The following is a 19,227-nucleotide window of genomic DNA, read 5'->3' on the forward strand; positions in this document are numbered from 1 at the left end:
CATGAACCGGTACGAGGTACGCGACGCCCTCCTGGCGGCCGGGACACCCCGGCACGCCTTCGTGATCGACGGGGTCGACGAGCCCGTACCGCCCCCGCCCGACCACTGGTTCCTGCGCCGTCACGACTCCGGTGACTGGGAGGTCGGCGCGTACGAACGCGGCGAACACGACGTACGCCTGCGCACCCCGAGCGAAGCCGACGCCTGCGCCCTGCTCTACCGGGCCCTCACCGGCACCTGACGACCCGGGAGCGTGATCGCGCCCACCCGGGAGACCTACCGGACCGCGGGGAAGTGCCGGTGCCGGAGAATGGACGGGTGACGACGATCCCGAACGTGCTCGCCAACCGGTACGCCTCACCCGACATGCTCGCCCTCTGGTCACCGCAGGAGAAGGTGAAGATGGAGCGGCGGCTCTGGATCGCCGTCCTCCGGGCGCAGGCCGACCTCGGGGTGACGGTGCCGGACGGGGTGATCGAGGCGTACGAGCGGGTCGTCGACGACGTGGACCTCGCCTCGATCGCGGAGCGGGAGCGGGTCACCCGGCACGACGTGAAGGCCCGGATCGAGGAGTTCAGCGACCTCGCCGGACACGAGCACGTGCACAAGGGGATGACCTCCCGGGACCTCACCGAGAACGTCGAGCAGCTCCAGATCCGGGCCTCCCTGGAACTGGTCCGGGACCGGGTGGTGGCCACCCTGGTCCAGCTGTCCCGGCTCGCCGTCGAGCACTCCGACCTGGTGGTCACCGGTCGGTCGCACAACGTCGCCGCGCAGGCCACCACGCTCGGGAAGCGGTTCGCGTCCGCCGCCGAGGAGCTGCTGATCGCGTACGAGCGGCTGGTGGACCTGATCGAGTGGTACCCGCTGCGCGGCATCAAGGGTCCGGTCGGCACCGCCGCCGACCAGCTGGACCTCTTCGACGGCGACGCCGACAAGGTCGCCGAGCTGGAACGGCGGGTCGCCCGGCACCTCGGCTTCTCCCGGACCCTGGACAGCGTCGGGCAGGTCTACCCGCGCTCCATCGACCTGGCGGTGATCTCCGCCCTGGCCCAGGTCGCCGCCGCGCCGTCCTCGCTGGCCACCACGATCCGGCTGATGGTCGGCCAGGAGTTGGCCACCGAGGGGTTCAAGCCGGGTCAGGTCGGCTCCAGCGCCATGCCGCACAAGATGAACACCCGTTCCTCGGAGCGGGTCAACGGGTTCGCGGTGATCATCCGGGGTTACCTGTCGATGGTCGGCGAGCTGGCCGGGGACCAGTGGAACGAGGGTGACGTCTCCTGCTCGGTGGTCCGCCGGGTGGCCCTGCCCGACGCGTTCTTCGCCGCCGACGGGCTGTTCGAGACGTTCCTCACGGTGCTGGACGAGTTCGGCGCGTACCCGGCGGTGATCAACCGGGAGCTGGAGCGCTTCCTGCCCTTCCTCGCCACCACGAAGATCCTGGTCGCCGCCGTACGCCGAGGCGTGGGCCGGGAGGTCGCCCACGAGGCGATCAAGGAGCACGCGGTGGCGGTGGCGCTGGGGATGCGGGAGAAGGGGGCGGCCGAGAACGACCTGTTCGACAGGCTCGCCGCCGACACCCGCCTCGGGTTGACCCGTACCGAGATCGACACCCTGGTCGCCGACCGGGGTGCCTTCACCGGTGCCGCCGCCGCCCAGGTCCAGGCGGTGGCCACCCGGGTGGCCACTGTCGCCGAGGCGCACCCCACCGCCGCCGCCTACACCCCCAGCCCCATCCTCTGACCCCGGCCCGTCCGCTCGTCTAGTGGGTGGGGGTGTCGGGGGCGGAGGTGAGGTTGGGGGCGCTGGCGGGTTCGGCGATCCCGCCGGGGGCCTCGGCGATCCCACCCTCCTGGGCGGTGTCGGCAGCGATCAGCGGCTGGTCCGGGGGCATCGACTCGGGAACTGTGGAGGCGACGATCACAGCGGTCCCGTAGGCGCAGATCTCCATCCAGAGCTCCCCGCAGTCGCGGCTGTCGAAGCGCATGCCGACCACGGCGTTCGCCCCGAGCCGCCGGGCCTCCTCGGCCAGCCGGGCGACCGAGTCGGTACGCCACCGGGTGAGGTTGTCCGGGGCCATCGGGTCGTACGCCCCGCCGCGCAGGTTCTTGACCCCTTCGCGGTACGGGTTGCGGGTTCGGGCCATCGAGGAGACCACCTCGCCGAGGATCTGGCGGATCTCGTAGCCGGGCAGTTGATCCGTGGTCACGACCAGCACGCCCTGAGCCTGGCAGACCCGACCCTGCGGGTTCGTCGGCCGTGTGCCACTGGCCGGATGCTGCAAAACGGCGCGGCGCGGACGCCCGGCACTCGGCCGACCATCCGCGCCGCCACCGGCCACCCGGGTCGCTAGGGGAGCAACCGCCGGTGGGGGTGCTCAACGTCTCAGACGCCGGCCACCGAGCTGATCCAGGCCCTGTTGAACGCGACGCTGCCGTAGTTCTGGATGCTCCGCCCGTCGGCGGTGGAGGCGACGCCGACCTGGGCGCCGTTGTAGAACTGCGGGCCGCCCGAGTCGCCGCGCCACGCGTTGCCGTTGACAGCGGTGCTCCGGATCGCCCGGCCGCCGTACGCGTCGGTGACGTTGGTGCTGGTCACCTGGACGGTGGCGGTCTTCAGGACGGTGGAGGCCGAGCACCCGCTGTAGCAGGTCATGCCCCACCCGAAGATGGTGTTGGTCGAGCCCACCGGCGGGTAGCTGCCGGAGAGCGTCACGGGGGTGTTGGTGACCGGGGAGGAGAGGCGCAGCAGGGCCAGGTCGTACTGGCCGTAGGTGGCGCTGACCGTCCGGGTGACGCCGCCGGAGGTGCGGTTGACGCTGCCCACCCGGACGGACATGGTGCCGCTGACGCAGTGCCGGGCGGTGAGCACCCAGTTCGCGGCGATGACGCTGCCGGAGCAGGTGAAGGAGCCGTTGCTGAGTACGGCTGCGGCCCACGGGGCGGACGCGACGGTGCCGCCGCCGATGATGGGGTTCGGGCCGGCCGGGGCGGCCACGGCCCCGGAGGACGCGCCGAGGACGCCGATCAGGGCGGTGCCGATGACGGCGAGCAGGGGGCGGATTCGCATGCGGGGGACTCCTTGCCGGGGGTGGGCACCCGGGGTCACCGGGTGACGCGGGCGCGGTGGGGTGGTCACCCACCGCGTTGATCGAACTATGTCGATGAACGATACGGGCGTCCGGTTGTGTCGGCAAGAGGCTGATCGGGGTTGATCGATGTAACGATTCGGCCTACCTGTCTGTCGGTAAAACGCCTGCTCCGGCGGCGTGTCCGGGCGCGTGTGGCGGGATGTCCGGCTGACGGGCCATGGTTGTGTGGATCACTGTCCTTGCTGGTCCCGGCCGGTGCGTCCGGGGACCCATCTGCCAGGTAGGCTTGCTGGGCTCGCCCGTAGTGGGCCGGCACCCAACTGCGTACACAGTCAGGAGTGCCCAGTGCCTCGCGTCGTCGTCGACGTCATGCTCAAGCCCGAGATCCTCGATCCGCAGGGCCAGGCCGTCGCAAACGCGCTGCCCCGGCTCGGCGTCAACGACGTCGCCTCGGTCCGGATCGGCAGGCGGATCGAGATCGAGTTCACCGGTGAGCCGGACCTGGACCGGGCCCGGGAGATCGCCGACAAGCTGCTGGCCAACCCGGTCATCGAAGATTTCACCATCCACGCCGTCGAGGCCGACGAGCCTGTGGAAGCGCGGCCGTGACCGCCCGGATCGGGGTGGTGACGTTCCCGGGGTCCCTGGACGACGGGGATGCGGCCCGGGCCGTCCGGATCGCCGGAGCCGAGCCCGTCCGGCTCTGGCACGGTGACCCGGACCTGCACCGGGTGGACGCCGTCGTGCTGCCCGGCGGGTTCTCCTACGGCGACTACCTGCGCTGCGGTGCCATCGCCCGGTTCGCCCCGGTGATGGAGACGATCGTGGACGCCGCCCGGGGTGGCCTGCCGGTGCTGGGGATCTGCAACGGATTCCAGATCCTCTGCGAGGCGCACCTGCTGCCCGGGGCGCTCACCCGCAACCAGCACCTGCACTTCCGCAACCGTGACCAGCGCCTCCAGATCGCCTCCACCGGCACCGCCTGGACCAGCGCCTTCCAGTCCGACCAGGAAGTGTTGATCCCGGTCAAGAACGGGGAGGGCTGCTACGTCGCCGACCCCGCCACGCTGGACCAGCTCGAGGCGGAGGGGCGGGTCGTCGCCCGCTACGTCGGCGGGAACCCGAACGGTTCGCAGCGGGACATCGCCGCGATCACCAACCAGGCCGGCAACGTGGTCGGCATCATGCCGCACCCCGAGCACGCGGTGGAGGCCCTCACCGGCCCCTCCCTGGACGGTCTCGGCTTCTTCACCTCGGTCCTCAAGCACCTGGTGGGGGCGCCGGCGTGACCGGTCGCGTCGAGATCATCGGTCGGCTCTACCGTCCGTCGGGCGACCACGGGCGCAGCGAGGAGAAGTCATGACCCCCCATCCGGACCCGGAGGAACGCCCGGTCTCGGGCGGCTTCCCGGCGGAGCAGGCGGGTGCCGTCGCGCCCCCGTCCGGTTCCCCGGCGAGCCCGGCCGGCGGTCGGCCCACCCCGGGTGCCGCCCCGGCTCCGGCGGGACCGCCCGCCCCGGCGACGGCCCCCCAGCGGCAGTCCGTGCAGCAGGCACCGCCGCCGTACCCCGGTCCGCCCGGCGCACCGACGCCGCGCGTCGACCAGAACGGCGGCCCGGCCCCGGCGGCCGTGACCGCCTCGGCCGGCGACGGCGCAGCGCAGGACCCGACCGGCCGCCCCGACGGCGGCCCGGTGGCCCCCGCCCCGCGCGGCCCCCAGGCCCCGACCGGCCCCGAGGCTTCGACCGGCCCTCAGGCCCCGACCGGCCCTCAGGATTCGGCCGACGGTGCCCCGGAGCAGGACTGGACCGCCGGGGTGGACACCGTCCCCCGCGCCGACGCCACCCCGCAGGAGCTTCAGCCCTACGCCGAGCTGGGGCTCCGCGACGACGAGTACGAGCGGATCCGGCACATCCTGGACCGGCGGCCCACCCAGGCCGAGCTGGCGATGTACTCGATCATGTGGAGCGAGCACTGCTCCTACAAGTCGAGCAAGGTGCACCTGCGCCAGTTCGGCGAGAAGGCTCCGCCCAGTGACCGGCTCCTCGCCGGTATCGGGGAGAACGCCGGTGTGGTGCAGGTCTCCGACGAGTTGGCGGTCACCTTCAAGGTCGAGTCGCACAACCACCCGAGCTTCGTCGAGCCGTACCAGGGCGCGGCGACCGGCGTCGGTGGGATCGTCCGGGACATCCTCGCCATGGGTGCCCGGCCGGTCGCGGTGATGGACCCGCTGCGGTTCGGCGCGGCCGACCACCCCGACACCGCCCGGGTGCTGCCCGGGGTGGTGGCCGGTGTCGGCGGCTACGGCAACTGCCTCGGCCTGCCCAACATCGGCGGCGAGGTCGTCTTCGACCCCTGCTACCAGGGCAACCCCCTGGTCAACGCGCTCTGCCTCGGTGTCCTCCCGGTCGACAGGCTGCAGAAGAAGGAAGCCACCGGCCCCGGCAACGTCGTGGTGCTGATGGGCGCCCGGACCGGCCGGGACGGCATCGGCGGCGTCTCCGTGCTGGCCAGCGCCACCTTCGACGAGGAGAGCGAGCAGCGCCGCCCTCGGTGCAGGTCGGCGACCCGTTCATGGAGAAGCTCCTGATCGAGGCCTGCCTGGAGCTGTACGACGCCGAACTGGTCGTCGGCATCCAGGACCTCGGCGGTGCCGGGCTGACCTGTGCGCTCACCGAGACCGCCGCCGCCGCCGGAACCGGCATGCGGGTCTGGCTGGAGCGGGTGCCGCTGCGCGAGGCCTCGATGGAGCCGCACGAGATCCTGGCCAGCGAGTCGCAGGAGCGGATGCTCCTGGTCGTCGCCCCGGACAAGCTGGAGGCGGTGCTCAAGACCGCCGAGAAGTGGGGCGTCTGGGCCACCAACATCGGCGAGGTCACCCCGCCCACCGAGGACGGGCAGCCCGGCCGGCTGCTCATCACCTGGCGGGACCACCTCGTGGTGGACGTTCCCCCGGGCTCCCTGGTCGACGACGGGCCGGTCTACGCCCGTCCGATGCGGGAGCCGGCCGACCTGATCCTGCTCCAGGCCGACCGGGCCGAGACGCTGCCCCGCCCGACCGACCCGGAGACCCTCCGGGAGACGGTCCTGCGGATGGTCGCGTCCCCGAACCTGGCCGACAAGACCTGGGTCACCGAGCAGTACGACAGGTACGTCCTGGGTAACACCGTCCTCGCCCAGCCGGAGGACGGCGGGGTGATCCGGATCGACGAGGAGAGCGGCCTGGGTGTCGCCCTCTCCGTCGACGGCAACGGCCGGTACGCCCGGCTCGACCCGTACAACGGCACCAAGCTGGCCCTGGCCGAGGCGTACCGGAACGTGGCGGTGACCGGCGCGAAGCCGATCGCCGTGACGAACTGCCTGAACTTCGGTTCGCCGGAGGACCCGGGTGTGATGTGGCAGTTCGCCGAGGCGGTACGCGGACTCGCGGACGGCTGCGCCGAGCTGGGCATCCCCGTCACCGGCGGGAACGTCAGCTTCTACAACCAGACCGGGGCGGCGGCGATCCACCCGACCCCGGTGGTCGGGGTGCTGGGCATCATCGACGACGTGGCCGCCCGGGTGCCGATGGGCTTCGTGTCCCGGCCCGAGGGCGAGCAGGACCAGCTCTACCTGCTCGGCGAGACCCACGTGGAGCTGTCCGGCTCCGAGTGGGCCTGGGTCACCCACAAGCACCTCGGTGGCGTACCCCCGCAGGTCGACCTGGACCGGGAGCGGGCACTGGCCGAACTGCTGGCCGAGGCGGCCCGGGTCGGGCACCTCAGCTCCGCGCACGACCTCTCCGACGGTGGCCTCGTCCAGGGTCTGGTCGAGTCCTGCCTGCGCAACGGCGTCGGTGCCCGGATCACCGTCCCGGAACGGTTCGCGGGTTCCTCGATGCCGTTCGTCTTCCTGTTCAGCGAGTCGGCCGGTCGGGCGTTGGTGTCGGTGCCCCGGGGACACGAGAAGGCGTTCGCCGCGCTCTGCACCGAGCGGAACGTCCCGTGGGAGGCGATCGGCACGACCGACTCCACCCTGGGCGCCCTCGACGTGCAGGGACAGTTCCAGCTCGGCCTGGACGAGCTGCGCGAGGCGCACACCTCGACCCTGCCCCGGCTCTTCGGCGGTGCGGCCGCGGTGGAGGCCGCCCAGGCGGTCACCCCGGCCGGTCTGGCGACCGCACCGGTCGGTGCGACTGTCGTCGACGCCCCGGCGGAGGCTGCCGAGACGCAGTCCCCGGCGGAGGACGAGGCGACCGACGGCCCGACCGACGCCCCACCGGTCGTGGACGGACCGGACGCTGCGGGTCCCGTCGATCCGCCGGCCGAGCCGGTCGAACCGGCCGACGCCGGCGGCACCGACGCGCGGCCCCGGCGGCCGACGAGCGCTGAGGACGTGGGCTCGGCCGTCCACGTCCAGCCCGGAGCGGTGCCCGGTTCGACTGGGGGCTGGCCGGGGCGGCCGAGCTCGGCCGGGTCTGCGCCGTCCTCGTGGTGGTGGACGTCCTTTCGTTCACCACCACCGTCGACGTGGCTGTCGGCCGGGGCATCCGGGCGCATCCCTTCCCCTGGAGCGAACAGGCCCCCGAGTACGCCCGCCGGATCGGTGCCGTCGCGGCGGTGGAACGAACCAGGGCCACCCCGGAGCGGCCCTGGTCGCTCTCCCCGTCGGCACTGAGCGCCGCCCCGCTCGTCGCCGACCTGGTGCTGCCGGAGCCGGACGGTTCGGCGATCAGCGCCGCCGCAGGTGCCGCCGGCCGACCGGTGGTGGCGGCCTGCCTGCGCAACGCGCCCGCCGTCGGCCGTTGGCTGCACCGCGAGGGGTACGGCTCCGTCGACGCCCCGATCGGGGTGATCGCCGCCGGTGAACGGTGGCCCGACGGGTCACTGCGGCCGTCGGTGGAGGATCAGCTCGGGGCGGCCAGCGTGCTGGACGCGGTCTCCGGGGTGCCCGGGGGCTCTCCGTCGAGGCGGCCATGGCGCTCGCCGCGCTGGCCAGCACCCCGGACCTGACGGCGGCGGTACGGGGCAGTGTCTCCGGCCGGGAACTCGCCGAACTCGGCTTCGCCGGGGACGTGGAGATCGCCGTCCAGTTCGGCGTCTCCACCGTGGTTCCCCTGCTCCGCCAGGGCGTCTTCGTCCCGGCCTGATCCACACCCCACGGTCTGCGACTTGCCCGGGGCAGTCCCGGCCGGTGGTCCGGGGAGTCCCTCTCCGTGAGAGGCGGCCTACGAAGAAGTGGGCCGCCCCGGGAATCGGGGCGGCCCACTCTCGTCGGTGTGAGGGTCGGTCAGGGACCGTCTCGGGTCAGTCGTCCAACCAGTCGAGTCGGCGGCCACCCCGCTCGGGCGGCGGGCCGTCAGCCCGTCCCCGGCCGGTCGGGTTCTGGCCCTGGCCCTGGTTCTGCTGGTCGCCGTAGTACCCGCTCTGCTGGTCGTACCCGCCCTGGGCGTCGCCGCGTTGGCTGTAGCCCTGCTGGTCGTACCCGCCGGTCTGCTGGTCGTAGCCGCCGCCGCGTTGGCGGGGCGGTTCCTGGCCGTATCCGCCGGTCTGCTGGTCGTACCCGCCCTGGCCGCCGTACCCGCCCTGCTGGTCGTACCCGCCGCCACGCTGGTCGTACCCGCCGGACTGCTGGTCGTAGCCGCCCTGGCCGCCGTACCCGCTCTGCTGGTCGTACCCGCCCTGGGCGTCGCCGCGTTGGCTGTAGCCCTGCTGGTCGTACCCGCCGGTCTGCTGGTCGTAGCCGCCGCCGCGTTGGCGGGGCGGTTCCTGGCCGTATCCGCCGGTCTGCTGGTCGTACCCGCCCTGGCCGCCGTACCCGCCCTGGTCGTACCCGCCCTGCTGGTGGTATCCGCCGCCACGCTGGTCGTACCCGCCGGACTGCTCCGGCTGCTGGCCGTAACCCGGCCCCTGGTCGGTGGCGGGCTGGTACAGCCCGGTGGCGTAGGGGTCGGCCGGTGGGGGATAGGAGGTGGCGTCGTCGCCCTGGTACCGGCCGGTGGGCTCGTCGTACCGCTCGCCGTAGCCACCGGCCCCACGGGCCTGGGTGGGCGGGTAGTCGCCCGAGGCTGCGCCGCCGGAGGCGTCGTAGTCGCGGCTGCCGTAGCCACCACCCGAGGCGGGAGCGGCGTTGCCGTACCCACCGCCCCCGGAGGCGGGAGCGTTGCCGTACCCGCCGCCGTAGCCCTCCTGCCGGGTCCGGTCGTCGTAGCCTTCCTGCCGGGTCCGGTCGTCGTCGTAACCACCGCTGCCGGCCCAACCCTGCTGCTGTCCCCCGGCCGGGTAGGGCTCGGGAGCCCCGTACGGATCCGGGGGTACGTCGTCGACCACCGGCCGCTGGAGCATCGTCGGGGCGTCGCTGAGGGCGGCACCACCGACCATCGTCGCGTCGGGTCCGGCGTCGATCCGGTTGACCACCCGGGTCTGGTCGTCGGCGGCCCGGGGGGCGGCACCGGCGGCGGCCGCCGAGTCGTCCTCGTCACCGTCGTCGTTGTCCCGGCGCTTCAGGTAGAGCAGCACGAAGGTGCCGACGCCGATGGCGACGAAGAGGGCGCCGAGCAGGATCAGCAGCATCCCGCCCATGCCACCGGAGTCCTGGTTGCCCGTCGGTTCCTGGGCCTGGACCGCCTCGGTGTTCTCGGTCGTCTCGTCCTCGTTGGCTTCCTCGGTGGCCTCCACGGTCGGGGCCGGTTCCTCGGTGGCCGAGGGGGTGGGGCTCGGGCTCTCCTCCACCTGGATGGGGAGCCGGATCCGCTGGCCGGTGATGCTCTGGCCGTTGGACCCACCGACGGTCATCGTGGCTCGGGCGGTGTCCTTGCTGGCACCGAGCTGGAGCTGACCGGGGCTGATCGGGTTCGAGGTGCTGCCACCGAAGCGGAAGTTGCCGCTGCCGTCGCTGCTGGTCTCGTGCCGTCGGCCGTTCCCGTCGAGCAGGATGACGGTGGCGTTCGACACGGCGTCGCCGTTGGCCTGGATGACGACCTTGCCGGAGACGGCCCGGACGGTCTGCACCTGCGGGCGGGTCGGCTCGGGCTCGGGCTCGGTCGGGGTCGGTTCCTGGCGGCCCTGCACGGTCACCTGGACCTGGCCGCCCTGTCCGACACCGGACTCGTTGCCCCGGGCCTGCACGAAGGCACCCGCGTTGGCGTCCCGGACGTTGCCGTTGGCCCGGAGTCGGACCTGCTGGTTCACCTGCTGCTGGCCGTTGAAGTCGACGCGGGCGCAGCCGGCCACGCAGCTCACCCCGGAGGGGAGGTTGCCGACGCTGATGTCGGCACTCTCGTCACCCTCACCTGCCGTGACCTGGACGTTCAGCGTGACCTCGGCACCGGCTCGGATGGTGACCGAGCCAGGGGAGACGCTGACGTCGGCGGCCAGGGCGGGTGTGGCGGGAAGTACGAGGCTGCCGGCAACCAGGGCTACGACCACACCGGCCCGCTGCCAGGCACGTCGGTGTGTTGACACGTCCACCGCCTTCCGGTCCGACCTCCCCGGCCTGCGGTAGCCGGGCCGAGGATCATCACGGTACGAATACACCGTCGGCCACTATGCCTTGTCTGACCGGATCGGCGCGACCCAGGGCCAGCGTCGCGCGTCGTACGGTCAGGCCGTATCGTCCCGTCGTGTCCTCTCCGCACAGTAAGTCCGAAGCCGTCGAGGCCGTACTCGCGGCGTTCGACGAGGGACGTACGCCCGAAAGGTCGGTCTATCGGGCAGCGGTTCGTGCCCTGCTGACCCTCCTGGCGGAGCGGGTGCCCGGCCGATCGGTGGAGGTGCGGATCCCACCTTACGGTGCAGTTCAGTGTGTTCCGGGTCCCCGACACACCAGGGGTACGCCGCCGAACGTGGTGGAGATGGATCCGCAGACGTGGGTGGAGACGGCCACCGGGCGACTCGGATGGGCGGAGGCGGTGACCCAGGGTCGCGTCCGGATGAGCGGAACGCGAGCCGATCTCTCCGCTCACCTACCGTTGTGAACCAGGGAAGATACCACTGTCGGTGACTCTCTGCTCTCGAATCGTGACTTTGGGTGTCGACACGGATTCGCGTACACTGTCAGGTGACGACAGTGGTCCCGGCCGCAGTGCGAAGGCGTCGAGCGCCCCGCCCGGCCGGTCCCGACCAATCTTGAGGGAGCGGCAGTGCCCCGAGGCGACGGCCGGCTGAGCCACGACCTTGACCCCCAACGACCCGGCCCCCAGGACGCGTGTGGCGTCTTCGGTGTCTGGGCGCCGGGGGAAGAGGTCGCCAATCTCACCTATTTCGGGCTGTACGCGTTGCAGCACCGTGGCCAGGAGGCAGCCGGGATCGCGGTCAGCGACGGTACCGGCGTGGTGGTCTACAAGGACCTCGGCCTGGTCGCGCAGGTCTTCGACGAGCCCACCCTGGCGAGCCTGCGGGGGCACGTGGCGATCGGGCACGCCCGATACTCGACCACCGGCGCCTCCACCTGGGAGAACGCCCAGCCGACCATCCGGTCGACCAACTCCGGCACCACGATCGCCCTGGCGCACAACGGCAACCTGGTCAACACCGCCGAGTTGCAGCAGGAGGTGCAGACCAGGGGCATCGACTCCGACGGGGCCACCAACGACACCTCCCTGGTGACCATGCTGCTGGCCAGCCGTCCCGACCTCTCGGTCGAGGCCGCCGCGATGGAGGTCCTGCCCCAGCTGCGGGGGGCGTTCAGCTTCGTCTTCATGGACGAGTCGACGCTCTACGCCGCCCGGGACCCCAACGGGGTGCGTCCCCTGGTCCTCGGCCGGCTGGAGCGGGGCTGGGTGGTGGCCAGCGAGACCGCCGCGCTGGACATCGTGGGGGCGAGCGTGGTCCGGGAGGTGGAGCCGGGTGAGCTGATCGCCATCGACGCCGACGGCCTGCGGTCCTCCCGGTTCGCCGCGCCCGAGCCCAAGGGCTGCCTCTTCGAGTACGTCTACATCGCCCGCCCGGACGCCACCATCGCCGGACGCAACGTGCACGCCGCCCGGGTGCAGATCGGCCGCCTGCTGGCCAAGGAGCACCCGGTCGAGGCCGACATGGTCATCCCGGTGCCGGAGTCGGGCACTCCGGCCGCCATCGGGTACGCGGAGGCCTCCGGCATCACGTACGGCTCCGGTCTGGTGAAGAACCCGTACGTGGGGCGTACCTTCATCCAGCCGTCCCAGACCCTGCGTCAGCTCGGTATCCGGCTCAAGCTCAACCCGCTGCGGGAGAACGTGCGGGGCAAGCGGCTGGTCGTGGTGGACGACTCGATCGTGCGGGGCAACACCCAGCGGGCCCTCGTCCGGATGCTCCGCGAGGCCGGTGCGCTGGAGGTGCACGTACGAATCTCCTCGCCGCCGGTGACCTGGCCCTGTTTCTACGGTATCGACTTCGCCACCCGGGCCGAGCTGTTGGCCAACGGGTTGGACAACGAGGGCATCCGGCGGTCGATCGGTGCCGACACGCTGGGGTACGTCTCCCTCCCCGGGCTGATCGCGGCGACCGAGCAGCCGAAGACCCGGCTCTGCCGTGCGTGCTTCGATGGGGAGTATCCGATCGATCTGCCGGCCGGGAACCAAATCGGCAAACATCTGCTCGAAGGTATCGGGCGTCGGGTCACGACCGGGTCGTCCGAGGCTCCGCAGCATGTCATCGAAGAGCTCGTCGCCACTCCCGGTGGCGCGGCACCGCACCACTCGTAGCAGCACCCGCGCGACAACCCGCGACGGCGACGGTGCCTCGGGCCGACCGGCCCGACCGCCGCCTACGACCGGCACCGCGAGAACCACAAAGGGGAGAACCGTGACGCACGTGTCCGAGCGCAGCGGCGCAGGAAGCAGCCCGACCGGCGCCGGCGGCGACCGTCAGCCCTGGACGGCCGGCACCGGCCGCCCCGGCCGCAAACGTACGGTCTCCTACGCCGACGCCGGGGTGTCGATCGAGGCGGGTGACCGCGCGGTCGAGCTGCTCAAGTCGAAGGTTCGCCAGACCCGGCGGCCGGAGGTGATGGGCGACCTGGGCGGCTTCGCCGGGCTGTTCCGGCTGGACACGACGAAGTACAAGAACCCGATCCTCGCCTCCTCGACCGACGGGGTGGGGACGAAGCTGGTCATCGCCCAGCAGCTCGACATCCACGACACCGTCGGCATCGACCTGGTGGCGATGGTCGTCGACGACCTGGTGGCCTGCGGTGCCGAGCCGCTCTTCCTGCTCGACTACATCGCCACCGGTGAGGTGGTGCCGGATCGGGTCGCCGAGATCGGCGCCGGGATCGCCGACGGGTGCCGGTACGCCGGTTGCGCGCTGCTCGGTGGCGAGACCGCCGAGCACCCGGGCGTCCTGCGGCCGGACGAGTACGACATCTCCGCCACCGGTGTCGGGGTGGTCGAGGAGAGCGACATCCTCAGCCCGGAGCGGGTCGAGGTGGGCGACGTGGTGATCGCGATGCGCTCCTCGGGCCTGCACTCCAACGGATACTCCCTGGTCCGGCACGTGCTGTTGGGCGCCGGCCGGATGCGGCTGGACGTGGTGATCGAGGACTTCGGTCGGCAGCGGACCCTCGGCGAGGAGCTGCTCACCCCCACCAAGATCTACGCTCAGGACTGCCTCAAGCTGATCGCCGAGGCCGAGGTCCGGGCGCTGTCTCACATCACCGGCGGTGGCATCCCGGGCAACCTGGTCCGGGTCCTGCCGGAGCACGTGGACGCGGTCGTGCACCGTTCCACCTGGAAGCCCCAGCCGATCTTCGACCTGATCCAGACCAAGGGGCGGATCGAGGACCCGGAGATGGAGGCCACGTTCAACATGGGCGTGGGCATGTTCGCCATCGTGTCGGCCGAGGACGCCGACCGGGCGTTGGCCACCCTGACCGGCCGGGGCGTGGACGCCTGGCAGGCCGGCGAGATCGTCGAGGGCACCGGCGCGGTGCAGATGGTCGGGCAGCACACCCGGGGCTGAGCCGGCCCTGTGGTCGTACGACCAACTGATCGGGGCTTACCCGAGTGGCCATCGCCGCCTAGCCTGAGGGGTGACCTCATGCGCTCCGGAGGTGACGATGGCCGCTCGGGACAGGCCGTTCAGCGGGATGCACGGGATCGCGGCGGTGCCGTCGTACGTCGTGATGCAGCCCACCACCCTGTGCAACCTGGATTGCGCCTACTGCTATCTGCCGATGCGGTCGGCCGACCGGCGGATGCCGGTGTCGGTGGCCGAGGCGGTGGCGGAGTCGGTGAACGGGTGGGCCACCCAGGGGCGCTTCTCGGTGGTCTGGCACGGCGGTGAGCCGCTCGCGGCGGGCCGGGAGCACCTGGCCGCCCTGATCGCCCCCTTCGACGGCGACGTCGAGCAGCACGTCCAGACCAACGCCACGCTGATCGACGACGCCTGGTGCGAGTTCTTCGCCGCGCACCGGATGCGGGTGAGCGTGAGCGTGGACGGCCCCCGGGAGCGCAACCACGAGCGGACCACCCGGGGCGGGCAGCCGGCGTACGACCGGATCCTGCGCGGGGTGGCGGCGCTGCGTCGACACGGGCTGCCGTTCTCGGCACTGGCAGTCGTCAGCCGACCCGAGCCGGGGCTCGCCACCGAGCTGTACGACTACTTCCTCACCCTGGGGTGTGACGTCCTCGGCGTCAACATCGAGGAGACCGAGGGGGTCAACCTCCGGGACAACACCCACGACCGGGCGGCGGTGACCGGGTTCTGGTCGGAACTGGTCGCGGCGTGGCGTCGTGACCCGCGGATCCACCTGCGGGAGGTGGAGTGGTCGCTGCGGTACGTGGCGGCGACCCTGGACGGGGCGGCCGACACGGTCCTGCCCCGGCAACTGGACCCGATCCCCACGGTCGGGTACGACGGGTCGGTGACGGTCCTCTCACCGGAGCTGGCCGGCTTCACCGATCCCCGGTACGGCGACTTCAGCAGTGGCAACGTGTTGCAGGCTCCGCTGGCGGAGATCCTGACGTCCGCGTCCGGTACGTCCTGGGTGGGGGAGTTCCTCACCGGTGTGGAGGCTTGCCGCTCGTCGTGCGCGTACTTCGGGTTCTGCGGTGGCGGCCACGCGGCCAACCGTTATTTCGAACACCGACGCTTCGACGGTACGGAGACCGAGCACTGCCGCAACAGCAAGATCCGCCTACTGGAGGGAGTGTTGGAGCATGCCCGAGACCACCAGGGACCGGCAGCCTGAGCGCATCGAGGCGGAGCCCGTCGATCTGATCGCGGAGCGGTTCAGGGACGCCGCCGTCGGCCTGAACGCGCTGTTGGACGAGGCCGAGGCGGCACGTCGAGAGCGGTCCGAGGTGGCGGGTGGCGACGGTGGTGGCGCGGTCTGCGCCTGGAACCACTTCGAGAACATCCCGACGTTCTACAACTGGAACAACCGACCCCGGTGAGGTCAGCCGTGATTCGGGGACCTGCTGGTACGGCAGGTCCCCGAGTCGGCATCTGGCTCGCCGGCTTCAGGTCGGCACATGCATGAGCACGCGGAGCTCACCGCGTGCTCAGATGTGACCGGAGGTCAGCGGGGCGGACGGGCCCAGTTGTCCGGGTCGTCGTCCGTATGGTCGTCGTCATCGTCGTCGACTTTGTAGTCGTCGTCGAAGTCGCGGTTCGACTTTCCGCTGCCGCCGAGTTCTCGCTGCAAGGCGGCGAGGTCGGTGTTCGGGGTGTTGTACTTCAACTCCCGGGCCACCTTTGTCTGCTTGGCCTTAGCACGGCCGCGCCCCATGGCTCGACCCCCTCGCACAGAATTCGGGGCAGCCCGAAGGCGGGCCCCGATGACGTCAGGCATCTCTCGTGGCTCTTACGGTACATGGGGATGCCACCGTTCGGCACCTCGGGTTGCCGACAGCCGGCTCAGCGAGTCGCAGTTGCCCATCCGTCACGGAGTGTACGGGTGGGGGGCGACGCGGTGGGCACCCGCTACACCGAACAAAACCCCACAGAAGGACTTTGTCGGGGCGTACCGCTCAGATCGTCGGGGAGTGCTCGGGGCCAAGGGAGCCGCGCCGCCCCGTCCGGTCGCGGAGCCCTTGATCACCGGGGCGGAGGAGGTCAGCGGAGGTGGATGGAGCGGAGCCGACCCACATCGGCCATCCGCCGCTCGGCCAGCCGGTCGGCGGCCACCGCCGGGGGAACGCCCTCGGCGTCGGCGAGCCGGAGGATCTCCCGGGTGGTGTCGAAGATCCGGGTGGCGCGCAGCTTCGCCCTGTCGAAGTCGAACCCCTCGATCTCGTCGGCCACCTGGATCACCCCGCCCGCGTTGACCACGTAGTCCGGGGCGTAGAGGACACCCCGGTCGGCGAGGAGCTTCTCGATCCCGGGGTGGGCCAGCTGGTTGTTGGCTGCCCCGGCCACCATCCGCGCCCGCAACTCCGTGACGGTGTCGTCGTCCAACGCGCCGCCGAGCGCGCAGGGGGCGTACACGTCGATGTCGGAGCTGACCAACGCGGTCGCATCGGCCACGAGGTCGACCTGCGGGTACGTGGTGCGGGTCCACTCCAGGGCGCGCGGACTGACGTCGGTGGCGACCACCTCGGCGCCGTCGTCGAGCAGGTGCCCGGTGAGGTGCTTGCCGACCTTGCCGAGACCGGCCACCCCGACCCGTCGACCGCGCAGCGTCGGGTTGCCCCACAGGTGTTCGGCGCCGGCTCGCATGCCCTGGAACACGCCCCAGGCGGTCAGCACCGACGAGTCGCCCGCGCCACCGTGCTCCACGCTGCGGCCGGTGACGTACCTGGTCTCCCGGGCCACCACGTCCATGTCGGCGACGTAGGTCCCGACGTCGCAGGCGGTGTAGTAGCGCCCGCCCAGCGACTCGACGAACCGGCCGTACGCGCGCAGCAGCGCCTCCGACTTCAGCTCCTCCGGGTCACCCCAGATGACCGCCTTCCCGCCGCCGTGGTCCAGCCCGGCCAGCGCGTTCTTGTACGCCATGCCACGGGACAGGTCGAGCACGTCGGCCAGGGCGGCCTCCTCGCTCGGGTACGGGTAGAAGCGGGTGCCGCCGAGCGCGGGGCCCAGCGCGGTGGAGTGGATGCCGATGATCGCCCGCAGGCCGCTCTGCTTGTCCTGGCAGAAGACGACCTGCTCGTGCCCGGTGGAACCCGGGTCGTCGGTGCTGGCGAATACGCCCATGACGTGCTCCTGGTGTCGCTGGCGTCCTCGTGGGACGCGCCCTCGGGGGATGCCGGCGGGGGTCTGCCGGTGTGACCGAGCCTAGTATCGCCTCGCCTGCACGGCGTCGGACCGGGGCGTCGGGTGGTCCGCCCTGGTCGGGGACGGCGCTGACGTGGGGTCCGAGCCCGAGTCGTGGGAGGATCGCGCAGTGCCGTCGCTCTTCGCCTCATACCTGCGCGTGTACGAGCCGCTGACCGCCTTCGACCGTAAGCGCCAGTCGTACTGGCGTCGGTACGTGGCCCAGGGGCGGGCGGTCGCCCCGTTGGAGGGGCCCGACCGGCAACGGACGGCGGTGATCGAGGCGCTCGGCGCGGGCTGGACCCGGCTGCCCGACCTGCCTGACGAGGCGTACGTCGTGGAGACCGACGACACGTTGCTGATCTGCCCGTGGAACCTGCGGATCCGGGTGGCCGAGGCGGCGTTGTCCGCCCGCGAGGGGGTTCCTCCGGTGCTCGCCGACGCGTTCGTCCCGCCGATCCTGGCCGGTCAGGCCAAGGCGGTGGTGGAGGACTGGCGCAGCGGCGCGCGGGTGCTGGAGCACGGGGTGCCCCGGGTGCACGAGCAGATCGCCACGTGGGGTGTCCCGCTGCGGTGGTTCGTGCTGTTCGACGCCGAGGAGCGCGACCACGTGACGGCGCCGGGGCGGCGGGCGCTGCGGTTCCGTACCGAGATCTCCAAGGCCCGTCAGCGGGCGTCCCGGGCGTTGTCGGTGTTGACCAAGACGGTCGGGGAGGCACCGATCACCGAGGCGGTCGAGGAGGCGGCCCGGTGGTTGGAGGAGTTCCACCCGCACTCGGTGGTGGAGTTGGACTACGGCGGTCTGGTGCACCTGCTGTCGGACGAGACCCTGGCCGCCGACGACTCGCCGGAACTGGTCGCGGCGGGCCTCGCGGGGCTGTCGAAGGGCGAGGCGGACGAGGCTTCGGCGGCGTACGACAAGCTGGTGGCCCGCTGGCGGGCGGTTCAGCTGCTCGAAAGGTGCAACTAGTCACAAAACAGCCAGTAATCCCGGTCGAATCCGAGGCTGGCTCGTAGCTGACGCATCACGAACCGTGATTATGAGTCCGAATAAGGTACTTTCTGAGGTGTATTAGTCGTATAAATCGGGCATGGTTCATCCGTCCGTCTAGGGACCTTCGGCCGTTCGGCCCATGTCGGACATCGGGGACTAGCCGGACCATGGGAGACGCGTCGGCCGGCGGGACCCCGGCCGATGTCTATACATGTGGAGGAGTGACCGATGGCATCGCGAACGCACGAACCAGAGCCGCTACTCACACCGGCCGAGGTGGCGTCGATGTTCCGTGTCGACCCGAAGACGGTGACCCGGTGGGCGAAGGCGGGCAAGCTCAGTGCCATCCGGACACTCGGAGGCCACCGCCGCTACCGGGAGTCGGAGGTTCGAGCCCTGTTGCAGGGGCAGATCCCCCAGCAGCGGCAGGGCGACTGACAGGAAGCGCTTCACCAGTTTCACATTTTCAGGGGCAGCGGAGATCATCCGCCGCCCCTGATTCGTGTCCGGAGGAGCCCTCGCCGCCCCGTCACTCGGCGGCGAACGTGATCCGGATTCCGACGGTGCCGGTCTCGCCCCGACGCATCCGGCTACCGAGCATCGTCAGTCGGCCGAGCAGCCGGTACTTCTCCTTGATCAACTGTCGGATCCGGCGGCTGTCGGCCTGGTCGCAGAGGACGGCGTGCCCCGGCACGGCCGGACCGTGCGGGCGCCCCCGCACGTCGCAGGGGGCCACTGTCACCTCGCCGCTGCGCCGGATCCGCTTGACCTTCCCCGCGTCGGCCGCCGACCAGACCGCCAGGGCGTCCCCGTCCCGGACCCCCCAGACCGGGGTCGGCACCGCCCGACCGTCCTTACGAAACGTCGTCACCAGGACGTACTTCTCCGCCGACAGGCGATCCAACGTGGTCATGCCGCCAGGGTACGGCTCACCCCGCCGCCCGGTGTCCCGGTTCGTGGGCGGTGGCGGGGGACACAGGTGCGGCA

16 protein-coding genes and 3 pseudogenes are annotated in these 19,227 nt (G+C 71.6%); 13 read left to right on the plus strand and 6 right to left on the minus strand.

Annotated features, from left to right (window positions below):
* Position 1: 1 nt before the first annotated feature.
* Together WHN02_RS05685 and purB are read left to right on the plus strand one after the other, a co-directional pair.
* Positions 2-241, plus strand: coding sequence for a hypothetical protein (locus WHN02_RS05685; RefSeq protein ID WP_434742382.1), 240 nt, complete (start codon positions 2-4; stop codon positions 239-241).
* A 77-nt stretch (positions 242-318) separates the two neighbouring features.
* Complete coding sequence (purB, locus tag WHN02_RS05690) at positions 319-1,743, plus strand: adenylosuccinate lyase (RefSeq protein WP_434742383.1); 1,425 nt, start codon at positions 319-321, stop codon at positions 1,741-1,743.
* Positions 1,744-1,762: 19 nt separating this feature from the next.
* On the opposite strand, the pseudogene WHN02_RS05695 reads toward purB, so the two are convergent.
* Both WHN02_RS05695 and WHN02_RS05700 read right to left on the minus strand, forming a co-directional pair.
* Positions 1,763-2,322, minus strand: a pseudogene (locus WHN02_RS05695) (YbjQ family protein).
* A gap of 63 nt (positions 2,323-2,385) precedes the next feature.
* Entirely contained in the window at positions 2,386-3,069 is a 684-nt protein-coding gene (locus tag WHN02_RS05700) for a S1 family peptidase (protein ID WP_434742384.1), read from the minus strand.
* A gap of 367 nt (positions 3,070-3,436) precedes the next feature.
* Here WHN02_RS05700 and purS point away from each other — a divergent pair, with 367 nt between their 5' ends.
* The 4 genes and pseudogenes from purS to WHN02_RS05720 all read left to right on the plus strand — a co-directional run bounded on the left by purS (position 3,437) and on the right by WHN02_RS05720 (position 8,218).
* The gene (gene purS, locus WHN02_RS05705; protein WP_350897189.1) at positions 3,437-3,700 is read left to right on the plus strand and encodes a phosphoribosylformylglycinamidine synthase subunit PurS; all 264 of its coding nucleotides are present in this window, start codon (positions 3,437-3,439) and stop codon (positions 3,698-3,700) included.
* Entirely contained in the window at positions 3,697-4,380 is a 684-nt protein-coding gene (gene purQ / locus WHN02_RS05710; protein ID WP_434742385.1) for a phosphoribosylformylglycinamidine synthase subunit PurQ, read from the plus strand. Before purS ends, purQ begins: the two co-directional genes overlap by 4 nt.
* Positions 4,381-4,783: 403 nt before the next feature.
* Positions 4,784-7,296 (plus strand): annotated as a pseudogene (gene purL, locus WHN02_RS05715) (phosphoribosylformylglycinamidine synthase subunit PurL); the annotation flags it as partial.
* Positions 7,297-7,464: 168 nt separating this feature from the next.
* Positions 7,465-8,218: pseudogene (locus WHN02_RS05720) on the plus strand (2-phosphosulfolactate phosphatase).
* 157 nt (positions 8,219-8,375) lie between these two features.
* Here WHN02_RS05720 and WHN02_RS05725 read toward each other — a convergent pair.
* A complete protein-coding gene (locus WHN02_RS05725) occupies positions 8,376-10,532 on the minus strand; it encodes a carboxypeptidase regulatory-like domain-containing protein (RefSeq protein WP_434742386.1) in 2,157 nt (718 codons plus the stop codon).
* A 158-nt stretch (positions 10,533-10,690) separates the two neighbouring features.
* Between WHN02_RS05725 and WHN02_RS05730 the strand changes: the two genes are divergently transcribed.
* From WHN02_RS05730 to amcA, 5 genes are all read left to right on the plus strand, one after another.
* Entirely contained in the window at positions 10,691-11,044 is a 354-nt protein-coding gene (locus tag WHN02_RS05730) for a sterol carrier family protein (RefSeq protein ID WP_434742387.1), read from the plus strand.
* Between the two features lie 165 nt (positions 11,045-11,209).
* The gene (gene purF / locus WHN02_RS05735) at positions 11,210-12,751 is read left to right on the plus strand and encodes an amidophosphoribosyltransferase (protein WP_434742388.1); all 1,542 of its coding nucleotides are present in this window, start codon (positions 11,210-11,212) and stop codon (positions 12,749-12,751) included.
* Positions 12,752-12,851: 100 nt separating this feature from the next.
* Entirely contained in the window at positions 12,852-14,006 is a 1,155-nt protein-coding gene (gene purM, locus WHN02_RS05740) for a phosphoribosylformylglycinamidine cyclo-ligase (RefSeq protein ID WP_350897195.1), read from the plus strand.
* Positions 14,007-14,133: 127 nt separating this feature from the next.
* Positions 14,134-15,237, plus strand: a complete 1,104-nt coding sequence (gene amcB / locus WHN02_RS05745) for a cyclophane-forming radical SAM peptide maturase AmcB (protein ID WP_434743830.1) — start codon at positions 14,134-14,136, stop codon at positions 15,235-15,237.
* Positions 15,206-15,442 carry a multiple cyclophane-containing RiPP AmcA gene (gene amcA, locus WHN02_RS05750; protein ID WP_434742389.1) on the plus strand — a complete coding sequence of 79 codons (237 nt, stop codon included), beginning with the start codon at positions 15,206-15,208 and terminating at the stop codon, positions 15,440-15,442. The genes amcB and amcA overlap by 32 nt, the downstream gene beginning before the upstream one ends.
* Positions 15,443-15,567: 125 nt before the next feature.
* Here amcA and WHN02_RS05755 read toward each other — a convergent pair whose 3' ends face one another.
* Positions 15,568-15,777, minus strand: coding sequence for a DUF3073 domain-containing protein (locus WHN02_RS05755; RefSeq protein WP_350897197.1), 210 nt, complete (start codon positions 15,775-15,777; stop codon positions 15,568-15,570).
* 326 nt (positions 15,778-16,103) lie between these two features.
* Positions 16,104-17,186 (minus strand): Glu/Leu/Phe/Val family dehydrogenase, encoded by a 1,083-nt coding sequence (locus WHN02_RS05760; RefSeq protein ID WP_434742390.1) that lies wholly within the window; start codon positions 17,184-17,186, stop codon positions 16,104-16,106.
* 190 nt (positions 17,187-17,376) lie between these two features.
* Here WHN02_RS05760 and WHN02_RS05765 point away from each other — a divergent pair, with 190 nt between their 5' ends.
* Positions 17,377-18,216 (plus strand): hypothetical protein, encoded by an 840-nt coding sequence (locus WHN02_RS05765; RefSeq protein WP_350897200.1) that lies wholly within the window; start codon positions 17,377-17,379, stop codon positions 18,214-18,216.
* Positions 18,217-18,468: 252 nt separating this feature from the next.
* Entirely contained in the window at positions 18,469-18,678 is a 210-nt protein-coding gene (locus WHN02_RS05770) for a BldC family transcriptional regulator (RefSeq protein WP_007073996.1), read from the plus strand.
* Positions 18,679-18,769: 91 nt separating this feature from the next.
* On the opposite strand, the gene WHN02_RS05775 is transcribed toward WHN02_RS05770, so the two are convergent.
* Positions 18,770-19,153, minus strand: a complete 384-nt coding sequence (locus WHN02_RS05775) for a PPOX class F420-dependent oxidoreductase (RefSeq protein WP_434742391.1) — start codon at positions 19,151-19,153, stop codon at positions 18,770-18,772.
* Between the last annotated feature and the right edge of the window lie 74 nt (positions 19,154-19,227).

This window comes from Micromonospora sp. SH-82, from assembly GCF_051132485.1.
In the GTDB taxonomy this organism is placed as follows: domain Bacteria; phylum Actinomycetota; class Actinomycetes; order Mycobacteriales; family Micromonosporaceae; genus Micromonospora.

What these genes read in the sequence shown, in the direction of transcription:
- WHN02_RS05685 (WP_434742382.1), top strand. Translation starts at nt 2, where the DNA reads ATGAACCGGTACGAGGTACGCGACGCCCTCCTGGCGGCCGGGACACCC.
- WHN02_RS05700 (WP_434742384.1), bottom strand. Translation starts at nt 3,069, where the DNA reads ATGCGAATCCGCCCCCTGCTCGCCGTCATCGGCACCGCCCTGATCGGC.
- amcB (WP_434743830.1), top strand. Translation starts at nt 14,134, where the DNA reads ATGCACGGGATCGCGGCGGTGCCGTCGTACGTCGTGATGCAGCCCACC.
- amcA (WP_434742389.1), top strand. Translation starts at nt 15,206, where the DNA reads ATGCCCGAGACCACCAGGGACCGGCAGCCTGAGCGCATCGAGGCGGAG.
- WHN02_RS05755 (WP_350897197.1), bottom strand. Translation starts at nt 15,777, where the DNA reads ATGGGGCGCGGCCGTGCTAAGGCCAAGCAGACAAAGGTGGCCCGGGAG.
- WHN02_RS05760 (WP_434742390.1), bottom strand. Translation starts at nt 17,186, where the DNA reads ATGGGCGTATTCGCCAGCACCGACGACCCGGGTTCCACCGGGCACGAG.
- WHN02_RS05770 (WP_007073996.1), top strand. Translation starts at nt 18,469, where the DNA reads ATGGCATCGCGAACGCACGAACCAGAGCCGCTACTCACACCGGCCGAG.
- WHN02_RS05775 (WP_434742391.1), bottom strand. Translation starts at nt 19,153, where the DNA reads ATGACCACGTTGGATCGCCTGTCGGCGGAGAAGTACGTCCTGGTGACG.